Source organism: Tardiphaga sp. 839_C3_N1_4 (genome assembly GCF_051811045.1).
In the GTDB taxonomy this organism is placed as follows: domain Bacteria; phylum Pseudomonadota; class Alphaproteobacteria; order Rhizobiales; family Xanthobacteraceae; genus Tardiphaga.
Genome location: NZ_JBPWQD010000001.1, coordinates 3,466,301 through 3,482,322 on the forward strand (window position 1 = coordinate 3,466,301; position 16,022 = coordinate 3,482,322).

Below are 16,022 nucleotides of genomic sequence, written 5' to 3' on the forward strand. Positions count from 1 at the left end.
CGCATGCAGATCCTGCGCGCCGCGAACTACAAAGTGATGCCCTGGAAGAACGGGCTGGGATCGACCACGGAGATCGCGATCTTCCCGGCGAATGCAAAGCTGGACGATTTCGACTGGCGCGTCAGTATGGCGCAGGTGACGAGCGACGGACCGTTCTCGTCATTTCCCGGGATTGATCGTACACTTCTGGTCATCGATGGCGCCGGCATCGACCTTAATGTCCACGGCCGTGTATCTGTGCGCATTGATCGCAACACGATCCATTCCTTCCCGGGCGATCAGCAAACGTTAGCGACACTGATCGACGGCCCCATTACAGATTTGAATGTGATGAGCCGGCGCGGGATCGTCTCACAGCATGTGAGACGCATCAACGTCATGAAACGTCAGGATTTTATAGTTTCTGCACAAGCGCTTCTGTTCGTTGAGCGTGGCACTGCGACCGTACGCTCGGCATCGACCGTCGACAGCCTGTCGGCCCACGATGCGCTGCTTGTGGAACAAGGATCAGCACCTGTCGCAATTGAGTCCGATGCGACGGCGCGTGTGGTCATCATCGAATTCGCCAGGCAGTCCTGACCGCACCAGCGATTTTGATGACGTCATAAGTTCCCGAAATGTCATCCAAATCAAATATATAACCAAGAGTGATTAGGCCTATATGATTGGGAGAGAATCGCGACACCACTTGGTCCGACTCATGGCGCAATTGCGAGGCTGGATATTCAAATGCACAAGCGGCATCTCAATATTCCGATTGAAATTGTTCGTACCGTCGTTGCCATTTCAGAAACAGGTAGCTTGACCAAGGCCGCGGAGCAATTGGGGTTGAGTCAGCCCGCAGTGAGTTCGCAGATCAAGCGCCTCGAACAACTTGTTGGCGGTTCGCTGTTCAGTAAGACGCCGAACGGAAGTTGTCCGACCGATCTCGGCAAGCTGGTGCTTGCGCAGGCGCGCAAGATCATCGAGGCCAACGATCAGGTGCTTGCGCTCGGCGGAGCCGATAATCATGTCGACCGGCTTCGTTTGGGCCTGAGCGTTGTCCTCGCACAGCGCTTCGTCGCCGAGCAGAGCCTGAGCAACCTCAATGACATCCATATCCATGCCGGAATGTCCACCGAGATTGCGACAGCGTTGATCGACGGCCATGTCGACGTCGGGTGCTTTTTCCAGCGGGGAGAAATCAGTGCCGATCTGGCTCCGCTCATTGTCGATGAATCCGAGGATCGGCTGGCATGGGTTCGCTCGAAATCATTCGTGCTCAGCCCCGGCGCACCGATCCCAATCGTCACCTGGACCAATGATGACTGGATGATTCATACGCTCACGCGGCATGGCCTTTCCTATCGGATTGCCTTCAGCAGTCAGGACTACAGCGCGAAGAAAGCCGCCGTCGAAGCCGGCATCGGACTGACGGCTGTTCCCAGCCGGATCATTCCGCCGGGACTGGTCTGGGCCAGGGACTATTACTTGCCGGAGCTTCCGACCATCAAAGCGCTGCTCTGCATTCGCCCGGGTATGACATCGCCGCGTGTCCTGGAAATCAAGGATCAGCTCTCGGCGATGTTCCTGCACCCCGCACTACCCATGGAAAACGACAAAGTTGCCTAGCGAAGCCGCATATTTCAGAGAGCAGGCCGAGCGCTGCGAAAAGCTGGCGCGGGAGATTGATGATCCCGTGGTTCGCGAACGGTTGCTGAACCTGGCCACGGAATATGCTCGCCGCGCGGAAAGGAAACCCGTGCAGCCCCGAGCCCGGCAATCGCCGCGGCCGGAGCGGCGCTGAGCGACAACGCGCTACTGCCGGATGCCGTGTTTTTCCAGATCCGCCTGAACCGCCTCGTCGGAGAGGTCGAGCTTGCGGGAATGTTTCCAGTCGTGATGCGAGGTCTCGACGAGACGCTTCACAACATGATGCGCATCGGTCTCGATGGCCAGTTCGCGGCGATCGTCAAAACTGCCCGGCGTGAGATTGATCGAACCGACGATAGCGCGCTCCTCGTCGGCTAACAGCATCTTGCCGTGCAGCTTCATATCATTGAGCCGGTGCACCTTGGCGCCGACGTCATGCATGATGCGCAGCCCCCCAATCCCCTCGATCAACTTGTTCTTCTTCAGCTTGTGCGGCTGCCGCGCCATGATGTGGACCTGAACGCCGCGCAGCACCGCGCGAACCAGCCGCTCGATGATGTCCGTATCCTGATAACGCTCGTTCTGAATCCAAAGCGTGTCCCGCGCGGAATCGATGAAAGCGCCGATCCGCTCACGGCCGTTGTTCGGGCACCAGATCAGTTGCGAGTCCGGGTTCGGCACGAAATCCTGCTTCGCCCAGTCGGCCTCGAAGCAATCCACCATCTCGGAAATTTCGAGCTTCTTGGTCGTGGTCACCGCGTAGTCGCGCGTTTCGGTGAGATCGCGGGTCTCCCAGTTCAGCGACTCCACAAAACCCCACTCATTGTCGATCACCATCGACTTCTGATGGGTCAGCGCGAAGGCAGGATTGCTGTCACGAACCTCGACCCCAGCAGCAGCCAGCGCCGCGGCGGTTTCGTCATTCTCACTCTCGCCGTTGCGCCGTGCCGGATTGAGCATGACGCGCACTTTCACGCCGCGCCGCTTCGCCGCGATCACCTCATGCAGCAGTGTCGGATCGGTGAACAGGAACATCCGGATGTTCAGGCTGCGCTGCGCGGCCCTGATCGGATCGATGATGCACTGCGCGGTGTCATCCGGAAACACGAGCAGGTTATGCGTCATGATTGACCTCTTGCGAGAAATGAAGGTGCGCGCAAACGGCTAGTGGTTCTGCAAAACAGCGTCATGGCCTGGAACTACGTCTCCGACTCTATACTTGAATGCGGCGCGGCAGAAAATGGGGCCCGCGCCAGCGCCGAACGGCGATGATGGATGAGATTGTCGAGACGCTGTGCCGAAGAGACCAGCGTCGCCATTTCAAGTGCATCTTCGTCATTGCGCATGGTCTTCGCCAATTGCGCGCTGAGAAGATCGTCGACCTCCTGCTCGATCGCGCACAGTTCCGCATCGTCCGCCGCCGCCCGGATCCGTCGCGGCAATGCATAAAGTGCATTAAGTGTCGCCTCACGGTGGTCGGGCGGCCGGATGCCGAGGAATTTCCAGGCGGCGGCCAGCACGGAAGCAAGGGCGCCCAGGATCATGGGGGCGAGATAGATGTCGTCGCCGTATTTGTCCATGAAGCTCTGCTCGGTACCGTTGTAGTAGGCAGCAGCGCCGGGATGGATGGGGATAAAGGCATCGGGATCGGTGTCGGCAGCGGCGATACCGGCCAGTTGCGGTTGCCCGGCGATCAGATCGCGGCGCGCCGCGATCACCATTTCGGTCAGACGCGCGATCAGGCTGGAATGGAGCTTCTTGTTCGCAACCAGATAGTAACTGACCCGAAGCGTTGTCACGTCATCATCCGGAACGGGCGGCGCGCCGCGGAGCGACCCTTTCGGAATGTCGAAGCTTTCATAGGCGCCATTGGCATCGGCAATGGCGCCGGCGGCATCGATCGGGATCAGCACGGGCGCGCCGGTTTTGAACAGACCGCGCACCTGAGACAGATACTTCTCGGTCAGCGGGATCACCACCAGCAGGGCGCCGACTTCCTTGGCTTCCACCGCGCGCCGGGTATCGCTGACCTCAAGATTCTTGAATGTGACCCTCGCACTCGTCAGGTCGTATTGCTTGGTGAGCGCATCGACCAGCCTACGATTGACCTCGCCGCCCACCACACCGACGGTGCGGCCGCGCAAGCCTTCGACGCTGGTGATTTTCGAGCCAGGAGGCGCGATCAGCATGACCACCGCCTTGGCCATGACGGCAACGGCGCGCGCCTCGGAGAGATCGCCGACATCGGCCCGGACCACAGCGAGATCGACCTTGCCGGAGGAGAATGCCTTGCCCGCATCGACCGCGTTGCCGAAGGTCTCGAAATCCAGCCGAATCGGCGATTTCCTGGTGGCGAAATGGCTGGCGATGATCGAGGCCGTCTTGCCGGCTTCGCCATCGATCGACCCGACCGCCAGCTTGAGCACGGTCGGACGCTCGATATAGCGCCAGGTCAGAAGGCCGCCGCCCAGCACCAGACCGAGGATGCCGGCCAGCAGAAGCACCCTGCCCCAGAACGGGAAAGCAACGGATCGCACGTTCATGTTCGGTCCTGCGCAGCCCTGCCAAATTAACTGACGCTCCTGCCCGCATGCCACAATGCGCGGGCTGTCAGCAAAAATCCATCTGTACCCGACTACAGTTAAGACCCGCTAACCGACGGCGGCTATATACTGCGGCCGCCCGGACCGCTCATGATTCCCGGTCTGGCCGTGTTGCTGGAGACAATGTTCGATGACTCGTCTGGTACTCGAGATGCTCCGGCCCTATCGCGGCTGGCTGATCATCGTCTTCCTCGCCATGCTGGTCGAGATCGCCATGAGCCTGGCCGCGCCCTGGCCGCTGAAACTGGTGCTCGATGACGCGCTGGGCAGCCATCACCTGCCCGCCTGGCTGGACTGGGCCCATGACTACGGCATCGGCCGCCACACGCTCGGCGTCGCAGTGTTCGCCGGCATCGCCACGCTGGTCATCGCTGTGATCGGCGCAATCGCTACCTATATCGACAACTACTATTCGACATCGGTCGGCCAGTGGGTGGCCAACGACCTGCGCATCCGCATCTATGCGCATCTGCATCGGCTGTCGCTGCGCTATTACGACAAGGCCAAGACCGGCGCCCTGATGTCCACGATCACCACAGACGTGACGACACTGCAGAACTTCGCCTCATCGTCGACGCTGGATATCCTGCTCGACTTGATCACCATCGTCTTCATGATCGGGCTGATGTTCTGGCTCGACTGGGATTTTACGCTGATCGCGCTCGGCATCACGCCGTTCCTGATCGCCTTCGTGTTCCATTTCAAGCGCGCCGTGAAGGAAGTGACGCGCACGGTACGGCAACGGCAGAGCGAGATCGTTGCCGTAGTCCAGCAGGGTCTCGGCCAGGTGCGCGCAGTCACGGCCTTCGGCAGACAGGATCTCGAACTGGCACGGCTGGAAGCCGCCAGCCATGCGACGGTCGAGGCCGCCATGAAGGCGCGGCAGGTGAAGTCGCTATTGTCGCCGGTGGTCGGTGTCGTGGTGGCGTTCTGCACGGCCATCGTGCTGTGGAAGGGCACGTCGCTGATCGTTGCCGGCACCATGACCGCAGGCGCGCTGACCGTGTACCTCGCTTATCTCGCGCAGTTCTTCAAACCGGTGAAGGACCTCGCCAGCATGACCAGCGCGATCGCGCAAACCACCGTGGCACTGGAGCGGATCCAGAACATCCTGGCCGCCGATGATGTGATCATGGAGAAACCGGGTGCCGTCGATCCAGGCCGCGCCAAGGGCGCCATCACCTTCGAGAAGGTCGCCTTCGCTTATAGCGAGGAGTCCAGCGTGCTCCGCGATGTTTCGCTCCATATCGAACCCGGACAGATTGTCGGCGTGGTCGGGCCGACCGGCTCCGGCAAATCCACGGTGCTCAGCCTGATCCCGCGCTTCTACGACGCGACATCGGGGCGCGTGCTGATCGATGGCGTCGATGTCGCCGACTACAAACTGTCCGCCCTCCGCGCCCAGGTCGGCTTCGTGCTGCAGGAGACCGTGCTATTCCGCGGCACGATCCGCGAGAACATCGCTTATGGCCGGCCCGGTGCAACTGACGAGGAGATTATCGCCGCCGCGAAGATCGCCAATGCCGACGAGTTCATCAGCCGCATGCCACACGGTTACGACTCAATGGTCGGCGAGCGCGGCGACACGCTGTCCGGCGGCCAGCGCTAGCGCATCGGCATCGCGCGTGCGGTGGTGCGCAACAGCCCGATCATGATCCTGGACGAGCCGACCGCGGCGCTCGATCCGGAATCCGAGGCGCTGGTGATCGAGGCGCTGCGCCGGTTGATGCAAGGCCGCACCGTCATCATGATCGCGCATCGGCTTTCAACCATTCGTGACGCCGACAAGATCATCGTGCTGAAAGACGGCGTCGTGGCCGAGCAGGGCTCCAATGACGAATTGATCACGCAAGGCGGCATCTATGCAGAACTGGTGAAGATTCAGCAGCGGGTGGTGAACGAGCAGTCCGCGGGCGCATCGTAAGCGGTGCCGGAGCGCCTCTTTATAATCATTCTAATAACATACGTGCGTTTGTCTTGACCTTGTCAGGACGCTGCTCGACAAGGTCGGGCATGACCGTCCACCAGACTGCATCCGAAACATCCACACACGAATTGCGCCTCGGCAATGCGCCGCGCGGATTCATCGGAACCATCGTGGCGTTGCAGCCCGATATTGCAGGCGCGGCCGAGAGCGGCCACGAGCTCGAACGGCATCTGCTGGAAATGGGCTTCACCGAAGGCGCGCGCGTCGAGATCCTGCATCAGGGCGCTATCCAGCGCGATCCGATCGCGGTGCGTGTCGACAATATTACGATCGCCGTCCGCCGGCGCGAAGCCATGGCAGTTGTTGTGAAATGACCGATACAGACGTGACCACCGAGCGCTTTCATCTCGCGCTGGTGGGAGCCCCCAACAGCGGCAAGACATCGCTGTTCAACGCACTCACCGGCAGCCGCCAGAAGGTGGCCAACTATGCGGGCGTCACCGTCGAGCGCAAGGCGGGCGCCTTCGTGACGCCGGCCGGCCGTCAGGTGACGCTGCTCGACCTGCCCGGCACCTATTCGCTGCGCGGCCGCAGCCCGGATGAAGAGATCACCCGCGACGTCGTGCTCGGCAAGCGCCCCGGCGAAGCCGCGCCCGATCTGGTCCTGTGCATCGCCGACGCCACCAATCTGCGCCTCACACTGCGGCTGATCCTGGAACTCAAGCGCACCGGTCGCCCGCTGCTGGTGGTGCTCAACATGTTCGACATCGCGCAGCGCCGCGGCGTCAGCATCGACGTCGACGCGATGTCCGCAGCACTCGGCGTGCCTGTGATCACTTCCATCGCGGTAAAGAAGGCCGGCGTCGAGCAACTGCGTCACCGCACCGATGAATTCGCCGCCAACATGCCGGCGGTCGTCGCCGGCGATGGCTGGACGCCGCTCGGCCTGTCCGAGATGAAAGCGCTGCAGCGCGAGGCCGACCGCATCATCCGCGACACCGTCAAGATGCCGACCAAGCCGGACACGCTGACCACGCGCGTCGATGCCGTGGTGCTGCATCCGGTCGCCGGTCTCGCGATCCTCGCGCTCATTCTGTTCGTGATGTTCCAGGCGGTGTTCTCCTGGGCGCAGCCGCTGATGGAGCTGCTGTCGGATTCCTTCGGCGCACTCGGCACGCTGGTGGCACAGGTGCTGCCTGAAGGAATCTTGCAGAGCTTCCTGCAGAACGGGTTGATCGCCGGCGTCGGCAGCGTGCTCGTGTTCCTGCCGCAGATCATCATCATCTTCCTGTTCATCCTGCTGCTGGAAGATTTCGGCTACATGGCACGCGCCGCGTTCCTGATGGACCGCATCATGGGCGGCGCCGGCCTGCATGGCCGCGCCTTCATCCCGCTGCTGTCGAGCTTCGCTTGCGCCATCCCCGGCATCATGGCGACGCGCGTGATCGACAACCGCCGCGACCGCCTCACCACCATCCTGATCGCGCCGTTGATGACCTGCTCGGCGCGCATCCCCGTCTATACGCTGATCATCTCGGCCTTCATTCCCGCCGAAAACGTCTGGGGCTGGATCAACCTGCAGGGCCTGGTGATGTTCGGGCTCTATGTCGCCGGCATCGGCAGCGCACTCGCCGCATCCTTCGTCATCAAGTTCTTCATGTGGCGCGACTACCAGCCGGCACCGTTCATGCTGGAATTGCCGGACTACAAGCTGCCGCGCCTCAAGAGCATCGCCATCGGCGTCTATACCCGCGCCAAAATGTTCCTGCAGCGCGCCGGCACCACCATCCTGTCGATGATGATCCTGATCTGGTTCCTCGCCTCGTTCCCGCAGGCACCGGCCGGCGCCGAAGGGCCGGCGATCAATTACAGCCTCGCCGCGATGATCGGAAAATTCCTGGAGCCGTTCTTCGCACCACTCGGCTTCAACTGGCAGATCGCGGTGGCGCTGATCCCCGGCATGGCGGCGCGCGAAGTCGCGGTCGGTGCGCTCGGCACCGTCTATGCGATCGAAGGCGGCAAGGAAGCGGCGGATGCGATCGGCCAGGCGCTGGCCAGCAAATGGAGCCTCGCCACCGCGCTGTCGTTCCTGGCCTGGTTCATCTTCGCCCCGCAATGCGCCTCGACGCTGGCCGTGATCCGCCGCGAGACCGGCAGCACCAAATGGATGGTGGTGACGTTCCTCTACATGTTCGCGCTGGCCTATGTGGCGAGCCTGATCACTTACACCATCGCGAAGGCGGCGGGACTGGGTTGAGGCAGAAGAAGCTCGTCATTGCGAGCGCAGCGAAGCAATCCAGAAAGCCAAGAACTGGATTGCTTCGTCGCTTCGCTCCTCGCAATGACGGATCAATAGAGAATCCTCAATAGCCCGCCGCGAGCCCGTCCTTGCGCGGATCAGAGCCCGCGACATAGCCGCCATCGATTTTGCGCACGAGCTGCGCGCCGCCGAAACCGAAGGCGGAGTCCGGCGGCTCGCGCTCGATGACATGGCCGCGGCTGGCGAGGTCGGCCGCGACATTGTCCGGCACAGCCGTCTCGATCGCCACTTTCAAGCCGGTGACATAGCGCCAGCGCGGCGCGTCCGCCGCCGTCTGCGGATCCTGTCCCCAGAGCTGCATGCGCAGCATGATCTGCAGATGGCCCTGTGCCTGCATTGGGCCACCCATCAGGCCGAAGGCCATCAGCGGCTCTTTGCCCTTCATGACGAAGCCGGGAATGATGGTCTGGAACGGCCGCTTGCGCGGGCCTACCTGATTGGGATGACCATCGGTCAGGACGAAACCGAAGCCGCGATTCTGCAGGCTGATGCCGGTGCCGGGCACAACGACGCCGGAGCCGAAGCCCGAATAGTTCGACTGGATATAGGACACCATCATGCCACTGGCATCGCCGGTGGACAGGCACACGGTGCCGCCGGTCTTCGGCGCACCGGCGCCAAAATCCTGCGCGCGGCTCATGTCGATGAGCTTGGCGCGCGAGGCGAGATAGGCCGGATTGAGCAGATGCGCGACGGTGATCTCGCGCATGTAATCGAGATCGGCCGCGTAGGCGTAGACATCGGCGAAAGCCAGTTTCGTGGCTTCGATCTGCAGATGGAACGCATCGCCACTGTCGAGCACAAGACCGTCGGTGCCGAGGGCGCGCATGATGCCCAACGCCATCAGCGCGGCGATGCCCTGCCCGTTCGGCGGGATTTCATGCAGCGAAGCGTCGCCGAAATCCTGATGGATGGTGCCGCACCAGTCGTTGCGATGTTCGGCCATATCCGCGGCAGTGAGAACGGCGCCATGTTCGCGCGCGAAGGCTGCGATGCGCTCGGCGAGTTCGCCGCGATAGAATGCCTCGCCTTTGGTCGCTGCGATCAGCTTGAGCGAATAGGCATGGCCCGGAGCCTTGAAGAGTTCACCCGCCGCAGGCGCACGACCATTCGGCATGAAGGCCTCGGCAAAGCCGGGCTGGTTCTTCAACTCCTCCGCGCCGCGGCGCCACAGCTCGGCAATCACTGGCGAGACGTTGAAGCCGTTCTCCGCATAGGAGATCGCGGGTTCGAACAGCTCAGCGAATGGCAGCTTGCCGAAGCGCTCGGACAGATCGACCCAGGCAGACACAGCGCCGGGCACGGTGACGCTTTCCCAGCCGCGATGCGGGAATGTCTTGTGATTTGCAAATCGTTCAGGCGTCCATCCCGCCGGCGAGCGACCGGAGGCGTTGAGGCCGTGCAGCTCCTTGCCATCCCACAGGATGCAATAGGCGTCCGATCCGATGCCGTTGCCGGTCGGCTCGACCACGGTCAGCGTGATGGCTGCCGCGAGCGCCGCATCCAGCGCATTGCCTCCGCGCTCCAGCATGCGCAACCCGGTCTGCGTTGCCAGCGGCTGCGACGCCGCCACCACATTGCGCGCCATTACCGGCGAGCGGCGGGAAGCGTAAAGGCCATCATGTCTGTATTGCATCAGTTCAGGCTCTCTTCAGGACTTTGCAGATCAACGCATCTTCTTATCGTCATTTGCACGAGCCGAATAGACAAGTTGCATGTGCCGAATAGACAGGCGGGTCTGCTCACCTCTCGATCTTGCACCGCCTGGTCGCTTGCGCTTACGGTTCCTCGCCTTCCATCAAGAGGATCAGTATGGCCATCACCGTCATCCGCAACGCGGACTATGTCGTCGCCTGGGACGCCGCAAAGAACAGCCACACCTATGTCACCGGCGGCGATGTCGCTTTCGACGGCGGCCAGCTCGTGTTTGCCGGCTGCGACTATCGGGGTGAAGCGGTCGAGACCATCGACGGCCGCGGCTTCATGGTGATGCCGGGTCTCGTCGATATCCACTCGCATCCGTCCAGCGAACCGCTCAACAAGGGCTTCCTCGACGAGATCGGCTCGCCCGGTCTGTATAATTCGTCGCTCTACGAATACATGCCGATCCTGCGGTCCGATCCGGAAGGCGTGCCGGACTGCGTGCGCGTTGCGTATTCGGAATTGCTGCTGTCCGGCGTCACCACGGTGGTTGATCTTTCGATGCCTCATCCGCAATGGCTCGATCTCGCAACAGAAAGTGGCCTGCGCGTTTATATTGCTCCGGGCTTCCGCTCGGCGCGCTGGTTCACGCCGAATGGCACGCTCGTCGATTACGAATGGAACGAGAAGGCCGGCGAAGACGGCATGCTGCAGGCCTTCGCGCTCATCGATGCCGCCGAGAGCCATCCGTCCGGCCGTCTCTCCGGAATGATGTACCCGGCGCAGATCGACACCTGCACGCCGCAACTGATGAAAGACAGCTACGCTGAAGCGAAGCGCCGCAACATTCCGTGGCAGACCCATGCGGCGCAGTCGGTGTCGGAATTTCACGAAATCGTTCGCCGGCATGGCGTGACGCCAATCCAGTGGCTCGGCGAACTCGGCGTGCTCGGGCCGACCTCGCTGGTTGGCCACTCCATCTTCGTCGACGACCACCCGCTGACGCCGTGGCACACCAGGCGCGACCTTGCACTGCTGGCCGAGACTGGCACCACAGTAGCGCATTGTCCCACTGTGTTCATGCGGCGCGGCATCGCGCTGCGCGATGTCGGCCGCTATCGCGCAGCCGGCATTTCGGTGGCGATCGGCACCGACACCTATCCGCACAACATGATCGAGGAAATGCGCAACGTGACCATGACCTCGCGGCTGATGGCCGGGCATCCGCGGGGCCTGAACTCGACCATGCTGTTCGAGGCTGCCACCACCGTCGGCGCCAAGGCGCTCGGTCGCAACGACATCGGCAGGCTCGAGGCTGGCTGCAAGGCTGATTTTGTGATGGTCGATGTCACCCATCCGATGATGCAGCCGCATCGCGATCCGATCCGCAGCATGATCTATGCGGCAGCGGAACGCGCGGTGCGTCACGTCTATGTCGATGGCCGGCAGGTGGTGAAGGACGGCGTGGTGCAGACGTTCGACTATCCCGCCGCGGCGCTGCGGGTGCATGAAGCGCAGATCCGCGCAGAAGAGCGCACGCCGGGATTGGATTGGGCTGGCCGCAAGCTGACAGAGATCTCGCCGCTGTCGTTCCCGATGGCATGGCCATCGAACGAGTAAGGCCGCGTTACCATCAACCGTCATTGCGAGCGCAGCGAAGCAATCCAGAGCTACAAACGACGTAAGAACTGGATTGCTTCGTCGCTGCGCTCCTCGCAATGACGGTCGATAGTGGGAGCTTTTACACGCGCTCGATGATGATCGCCGGTGCCATGCCGCCGGCAGCGCACATGGTGACCAGACCGCGCTTCAGGTTGCGGCGCTCGAGTTCGTCGAGAACCGTGCCGATCAGGATCGCGCCGGTGGCGCCGATCGGATGGCCGAGCGCAATCGAGCCGCCATTGACGTTGACCTTGCTGCGATCGAGATCGAGATCGCGGATGAACTTCTCGGCGACCACGGCGAAGGCTTCATTGATCTCCCACAGATCGATGTCTTCCTTCTTGAGGCCGGCCTTTGCCAGCACCTTCTTCGCAGCCGGCACCGGCGCATTCAGCATCAGGGTCGGGTCGTCGCCGATATTGGCCATGGCCACGATGCGTGCGCGCGGCTTCAGGCCATGCTTGTCGGCATAGGACTTCGAGGTCAGCAGCAACGCCGCGGCACCATCGACCACGCCCGATGAATTGCCGGCATGATGGAAATGCTCGATCTTGAGATCCGGATATTTCTGGTTGATCTGCTTGCGGAAGGTCATGCCGCTTTCATCCAGCGGATGATCGGCCATCGCAGCGAAAGCCGGCTTCAGACCGGCGAGACCTTCGGCAGTGGTTTCCGGACGCGGATATTCGTCCCTGGCGAGCACGATATTGCCCTCGTCATCCTTGACCGGGACGATGCTCTTGTCGAAACGACCTTCCTTGATGGCGATGGCTGCGCGGCGCTGGCTTTCGAGGCCGAGCGCATCGAGCGCCTCGCGGCTGATACCCTCCATCGAGGCAATGGCATCGCCGCAGATGCCCTGATGCGACTGCGGATGCACCTTGGCGAGCCGCTTGTTGCCCGAGCCCATGCCGAGCGGCGGCTTGCCGGCGGCCATGTCCTCGGCGGCCATCGCACCGGTGAGTGACATCATCTCGGTGCCGCCGGCGATGACGACGTCTTCCATGCCCGACATGATCTGGGCCGCGGCGAAGTTCACCGCGGTGATGCCACCGCCGCAGAAACGATCGAGGGTGGTGCCGGACGCCTTGATGTCATAGCCGGCATCGAGCGCGGCCATGCGGCCGAGATCGCCGCCCTGCTTGCCCCGCTGGGTCGAGGTCGACCAGATCACGTCGTCGACGTCGGCGGTGTTGAGTTTGTTGCGCTCGGCAATCGCCTTGAGCACGGTGGCAGCGAGATGCTGCGGATGTTGCTCGGCGAGCTTGCCCTTGCCCACTTTGCCGATGCCACGGGGCGTGCGGACTGCGTCGATAATATAGGCGTCGGCCATGATCTTCTCCCAGGAGTTTTGAAGTGTTTTTCTAACCGCGAGATTGGCCAAGCGACCCGTGAAGTCAAGGTGCGCAGGCGGCATGCATGCCTGCCAAAAATGGGCGGGCATCCGGCGCAATGTCATCCACTACCGGAAATCATCCACTACCGGAAAATTGGCACAACCCAGGCACGATATTATAACCATACCGGCGCTACGAGACTGAGGCGGCCGCACCGCTGCACGCTTATTGCGCTCAACAGCCAGAAATCCAGGAACCTATCTTCATGGATCAGCCTGATGCCCCCCGTCGACGCTCGCGCGGATTTGCGCCTGGGCTCGCCGTCGCCGCGCTTTTGCTTCTGCTGCCTGTAGCAGTGTGGCTCGACCTGACCAATCTGGTTGACGCCGCCTTGCGCCGGCAGGCCAACGACCTGAACTCCGTGATCACCAGCGTGCGCGGTTATTACGCAACCAATGTGGTCGGGCGCGTACTGGCCCATCAGGGCACCACGCAGGTGGTTCACAATTATGAAAGCGTGCCGGGCGCGATCCCGATCCCGGCGACGCTGTCCCTCGAACTCGGCCGCGTCATCGGCGCTCAGCAAGAGAACATCAACTACCGCTTCGTGTCGGACTACCCGTTCCAGAACCGCGCGCCGCACCAGCTCGACGATTTTGAAAAGACATCGCTGCGCAGCCTGCGCGACAATTCCGAACAGAAGATCATCGACACCAAGGCGTCGCTGTTCAGCGACACGGTCCGCATCGTCGCGCCGGTGCTGATGGGCCCGGCCTGTGTCAGCTGCCACAACAGCCATCCGGAAAGTCCGAAGAAGGACTGGAAGGTCGGCGACGTCCGCGGCATCCAGGAAGTCATTATCACGCAGCCAATCGCGGCCAACCTGTTTTCCTTCAAGTTCCTGCTGGCTTATTTCGCACTCGCCGCGATCAGCGGCGTCTCGTTCCTGACGCTGCAACGCCGCCAGTCGCGGCGCATCGCAGGCATGAATCAGGAGCTGGAAGCCAATAACGATTTCCTCGCCACGCTCTCCATGAAGATCTCCCGCTATATCTCGCCGCAGGTCTACAAGAGCATCTTCAGCGGCCAGAAGGACGTCACCATCCATACTGAGCGCAAGAAGCTGACGATCTTCTTCTCCGACATCCAGAATTTCACGGCAACGACTGAGCGGCTGCAGCCGGAGCTGATCACCCATCTGCTCAACGAATATTTCACGGAAATGTCGGCGATCGCGCACGAATATGGCGGCACCATCGACAAGTTCATCGGCGATGCGATGCTGATCTTCTTCGGCGATCCGGAGACCAAGGGCGACCGTCAGGATGCGCAGGACTGCTTGCGCATGGCGTGGCGGATGCAGCGCAGGCTGATCGAGTTGAATGCGAAGTGGCGCACCGAAGGCATCGAGGAGCCGTTCAAGGCGCGCATCGGCATCAATTCCGGCTATTGCAATGTCGGCAATTTCGGCAGCGCCGATCGCATGGACTATACGATCATCGGGGCCGAGGCGAACCTCGCGGCACGCCTGCAGTCGATCGCAGAACCCGGCGGCATCGCCATCAGCTATGAGACCTTCGCGCTGGTGAGCGACATCATCACCTCGCATCCGCTGCCGCCGATCACCATGAAAGGCATCAGCCGCGAGGTGGTGCCCTATGCGGTGGACAGCATTATCGACGACAGGCCGGTGCAAACCGATATCGTCGTCGAACGCATGCCCGGGCTCGATTTCTATCTGGACCCCTCCGCCGTGCGGCCCGACGACACCGAACGCCTGCGCTCGGTGCTGAACGAGGCGCTGGCCTCGCTGGATCGCAAGGTATAATCGGCGCCGAATCAACGCCCCAGCGCCACACAGCTGTGTCTATCGCCGGCAGGCAGGTTGCCCCGATTCAGCGAACACCATAGTCATGGCTGAACGACGCTGCGCCTGAAGAACTGCCCGGAATCAGATGCTCCAAGACGATCTTAGCCTGCAGGACGATCCCAGCCTTGCCGCCATGGCGGACACGCTCGCCAGATCGACCGACTACCGCGTCCTCCGCCGGCTGGTCCCGCGCACCGAATTCGCGCCGGCCAACGGCCTACCGACGCGATCCGGAATCCTCCTCGACGTCGAGACCACCGGTCTCGATCAGGTGCGCGACGAAGTCATCGAACTTGCCATGATCAAGTTCGACTATCTGCCGGACGGCAGCATCACGCGCGTCGCCGATATCTTCACCGCATTCAACGAGCCGTCGCGGCCGATCCCGCCGGAGATCACCGAGCTGACGGGCATTACGGACGAGATCGTCGCGGGACATCGCATCGATCCCGATGCCGTCGCCGCTTTCGCCGACGACGCCGTCATCGTCATCGCGCACAATGCGGGCTTCGACCGCAAATTTTCCGAGCGCTACTGGCCGGTGTTCCAGCACAAGGCCTGGGGCTGTTCGGCTACTGAAGTCGACTGGCGCAAACACGGCTTCGACGGATCGCGCCTCGGCTATCTGCTCGCCGGCGCCGGCTTCTTCCATCAGGCCCACCGGGCGATCGACGACTGTCATGCGCTGCTGGAGATTCTCGCGTTCGAATTGCCAGATCTCGGTGCGCCGGCACTTGCGGTTCTTCTGGAACGTGCCCGGAAGAAAACGATGCGGGTCTGGGCGGAACAGTCGCCCTTCGATCTCAAGGACGAGCTGAAGCGGCGCGGCTATCGCTGGAGCGACGGCTCCGACGGCCGGCCGAAGTCCTGGTACATCGATGTCGAGGAAAGCAAAGAGGCGAGCGAGATCGAATTTCTGCGCAAGACGATCTACATGCGCGACGTCGAACCGCGCGTGCAAGCACTCAGCGCGATGAGCCGGTTTTCGGTACGAGCGTAGAACATCTAAAGAAAAGGCTAGATATTCGCG

At 62.0% G+C, this 16,022-nt stretch carries 13 protein-coding genes; 9 read left to right on the top strand and 4 right to left on the bottom strand.

Annotated elements, in window-relative coordinates:
* The first annotated feature begins 3 nt into the window (after positions 1-3).
* A complete protein-coding gene (locus tag AB8A38_RS16630) occupies positions 4-579 on the top strand; it encodes a HutD/Ves family protein (protein WP_439086707.1) in 576 nt (191 codons plus the stop codon).
* 150 nt (positions 580-729) lie between these two features.
* The gene (locus AB8A38_RS16635) at positions 730-1,611 is read left to right on the top strand and encodes a LysR family transcriptional regulator (protein ID WP_439086708.1); all 882 of its coding nucleotides are present in this window, start codon (positions 730-732) and stop codon (positions 1,609-1,611) included.
* Positions 1,612-1,797: 186 nt separating this feature from the next.
* Here AB8A38_RS16635 and AB8A38_RS16640 read toward each other — a convergent pair whose 3' ends face one another.
* Together AB8A38_RS16640 and AB8A38_RS16645 are read right to left on the bottom strand one after the other, a co-directional pair.
* A complete protein-coding gene (locus AB8A38_RS16640; protein ID WP_439086709.1) occupies positions 1,798-2,757 on the bottom strand; it encodes a phospholipase D-like domain-containing protein in 960 nt (319 codons plus the stop codon).
* Positions 2,758-2,831: 74 nt separating this feature from the next.
* On the bottom strand, positions 2,832-4,175 hold the full coding sequence (locus tag AB8A38_RS16645; protein ID WP_439086710.1) for a TAXI family TRAP transporter solute-binding subunit: 1,344 nt from the start codon (positions 4,173-4,175) through the stop codon (positions 2,832-2,834).
* A gap of 190 nt (positions 4,176-4,365) precedes the next feature.
* On the opposite strand from AB8A38_RS16645, the gene AB8A38_RS16650 reads away from it, so the two are divergent.
* The 4 genes from AB8A38_RS16650 (at position 4,366) to feoB (ending at position 8,419) form a co-directional block, all read left to right on the top strand.
* Positions 4,366-5,844, top strand: a complete 1,479-nt coding sequence (locus AB8A38_RS16650; protein ID WP_439086711.1) for an ABC transporter ATP-binding protein — start codon at positions 4,366-4,368, stop codon at positions 5,842-5,844.
* A gap of 42 nt (positions 5,845-5,886) precedes the next feature.
* The gene (locus tag AB8A38_RS16655; protein WP_439086712.1) at positions 5,887-6,159 is read left to right on the top strand and encodes a hypothetical protein; all 273 of its coding nucleotides are present in this window, start codon (positions 5,887-5,889) and stop codon (positions 6,157-6,159) included.
* Between the two features lie 89 nt (positions 6,160-6,248).
* Positions 6,249-6,536, top strand: coding sequence for a FeoA family protein (locus tag AB8A38_RS16660; protein ID WP_093761616.1), 288 nt, complete (start codon positions 6,249-6,251; stop codon positions 6,534-6,536).
* Positions 6,533-8,419, top strand: a complete 1,887-nt coding sequence (gene feoB, locus AB8A38_RS16665) for a ferrous iron transporter B (RefSeq protein WP_439086713.1) — start codon at positions 6,533-6,535, stop codon at positions 8,417-8,419. Before AB8A38_RS16660 ends, feoB begins: the two co-directional genes overlap by 4 nt.
* A 106-nt stretch (positions 8,420-8,525) precedes the next feature.
* Here feoB and AB8A38_RS16670 read toward each other — a convergent pair whose 3' ends face one another.
* Positions 8,526-10,118 (bottom strand): gamma-glutamyltransferase family protein, encoded by a 1,593-nt coding sequence (locus AB8A38_RS16670; protein WP_439086714.1) that lies wholly within the window; start codon positions 10,116-10,118, stop codon positions 8,526-8,528.
* 176 nt (positions 10,119-10,294) lie between these two features.
* Between AB8A38_RS16670 and AB8A38_RS16675 the strand changes: the two genes are divergently transcribed.
* Positions 10,295-11,743, top strand: coding sequence for an amidohydrolase family protein (locus AB8A38_RS16675; protein ID WP_439086715.1), 1,449 nt, complete (start codon positions 10,295-10,297; stop codon positions 11,741-11,743).
* Between the two features lie 121 nt (positions 11,744-11,864).
* Here AB8A38_RS16675 and AB8A38_RS16680 read toward each other — a convergent pair whose 3' ends face one another.
* Entirely contained in the window at positions 11,865-13,118 is a 1,254-nt protein-coding gene (locus tag AB8A38_RS16680) for an acetyl-CoA C-acetyltransferase (RefSeq protein ID WP_439086716.1), read from the bottom strand.
* Between the two features lie 269 nt (positions 13,119-13,387).
* On the opposite strand from AB8A38_RS16680, the gene AB8A38_RS16685 reads away from it, so the two are divergent.
* Both AB8A38_RS16685 and AB8A38_RS16690 read left to right on the top strand, forming a co-directional pair.
* Entirely contained in the window at positions 13,388-14,950 is a 1,563-nt protein-coding gene (locus AB8A38_RS16685; RefSeq protein WP_439086717.1) for an adenylate/guanylate cyclase domain-containing protein, read from the top strand.
* 127 nt (positions 14,951-15,077) lie between these two features.
* Positions 15,078-15,992, top strand: coding sequence for a 3'-5' exonuclease (locus tag AB8A38_RS16690; protein WP_439086718.1), 915 nt, complete (start codon positions 15,078-15,080; stop codon positions 15,990-15,992).
* The last annotated feature ends 30 nt before the right edge of the window (positions 15,993-16,022 follow it).

What these genes read in the sequence shown, in the direction of transcription:
- AB8A38_RS16670 (WP_439086714.1), bottom strand. Translation starts at nt 10,118, where the DNA reads ATGCAATACAGACATGATGGCCTTTACGCTTCCCGCCGCTCGCCGGTA.
- AB8A38_RS16675 (WP_439086715.1), top strand. Translation starts at nt 10,295, where the DNA reads ATGGCCATCACCGTCATCCGCAACGCGGACTATGTCGTCGCCTGGGAC.
- AB8A38_RS16640 (WP_439086709.1), bottom strand. Translation starts at nt 2,757, where the DNA reads ATGACGCATAACCTGCTCGTGTTTCCGGATGACACCGCGCAGTGCATC.
- AB8A38_RS16630 (WP_439086707.1), top strand. Translation starts at nt 4, where the DNA reads ATGCAGATCCTGCGCGCCGCGAACTACAAAGTGATGCCCTGGAAGAAC.
- AB8A38_RS16650 (WP_439086711.1), top strand. Translation starts at nt 4,366, where the DNA reads ATGACTCGTCTGGTACTCGAGATGCTCCGGCCCTATCGCGGCTGGCTG.
- AB8A38_RS16690 (WP_439086718.1), top strand. Translation starts at nt 15,078, where the DNA reads ATGCTCCAAGACGATCTTAGCCTGCAGGACGATCCCAGCCTTGCCGCC.
- feoB (WP_439086713.1), top strand. Translation starts at nt 6,533, where the DNA reads ATGACCGATACAGACGTGACCACCGAGCGCTTTCATCTCGCGCTGGTG.
- AB8A38_RS16680 (WP_439086716.1), bottom strand. Translation starts at nt 13,118, where the DNA reads ATGGCCGACGCCTATATTATCGACGCAGTCCGCACGCCCCGTGGCATC.
- AB8A38_RS16655 (WP_439086712.1), top strand. Translation starts at nt 5,887, where the DNA reads ATGATCCTGGACGAGCCGACCGCGGCGCTCGATCCGGAATCCGAGGCG.
- AB8A38_RS16660 (WP_093761616.1), top strand. Translation starts at nt 6,249, where the DNA reads ATGACCGTCCACCAGACTGCATCCGAAACATCCACACACGAATTGCGC.
- AB8A38_RS16685 (WP_439086717.1), top strand. Translation starts at nt 13,388, where the DNA reads ATGGATCAGCCTGATGCCCCCCGTCGACGCTCGCGCGGATTTGCGCCT.
- AB8A38_RS16645 (WP_439086710.1), bottom strand. Translation starts at nt 4,175, where the DNA reads ATGAACGTGCGATCCGTTGCTTTCCCGTTCTGGGGCAGGGTGCTTCTG.
- AB8A38_RS16635 (WP_439086708.1), top strand. Translation starts at nt 730, where the DNA reads ATGCACAAGCGGCATCTCAATATTCCGATTGAAATTGTTCGTACCGTC.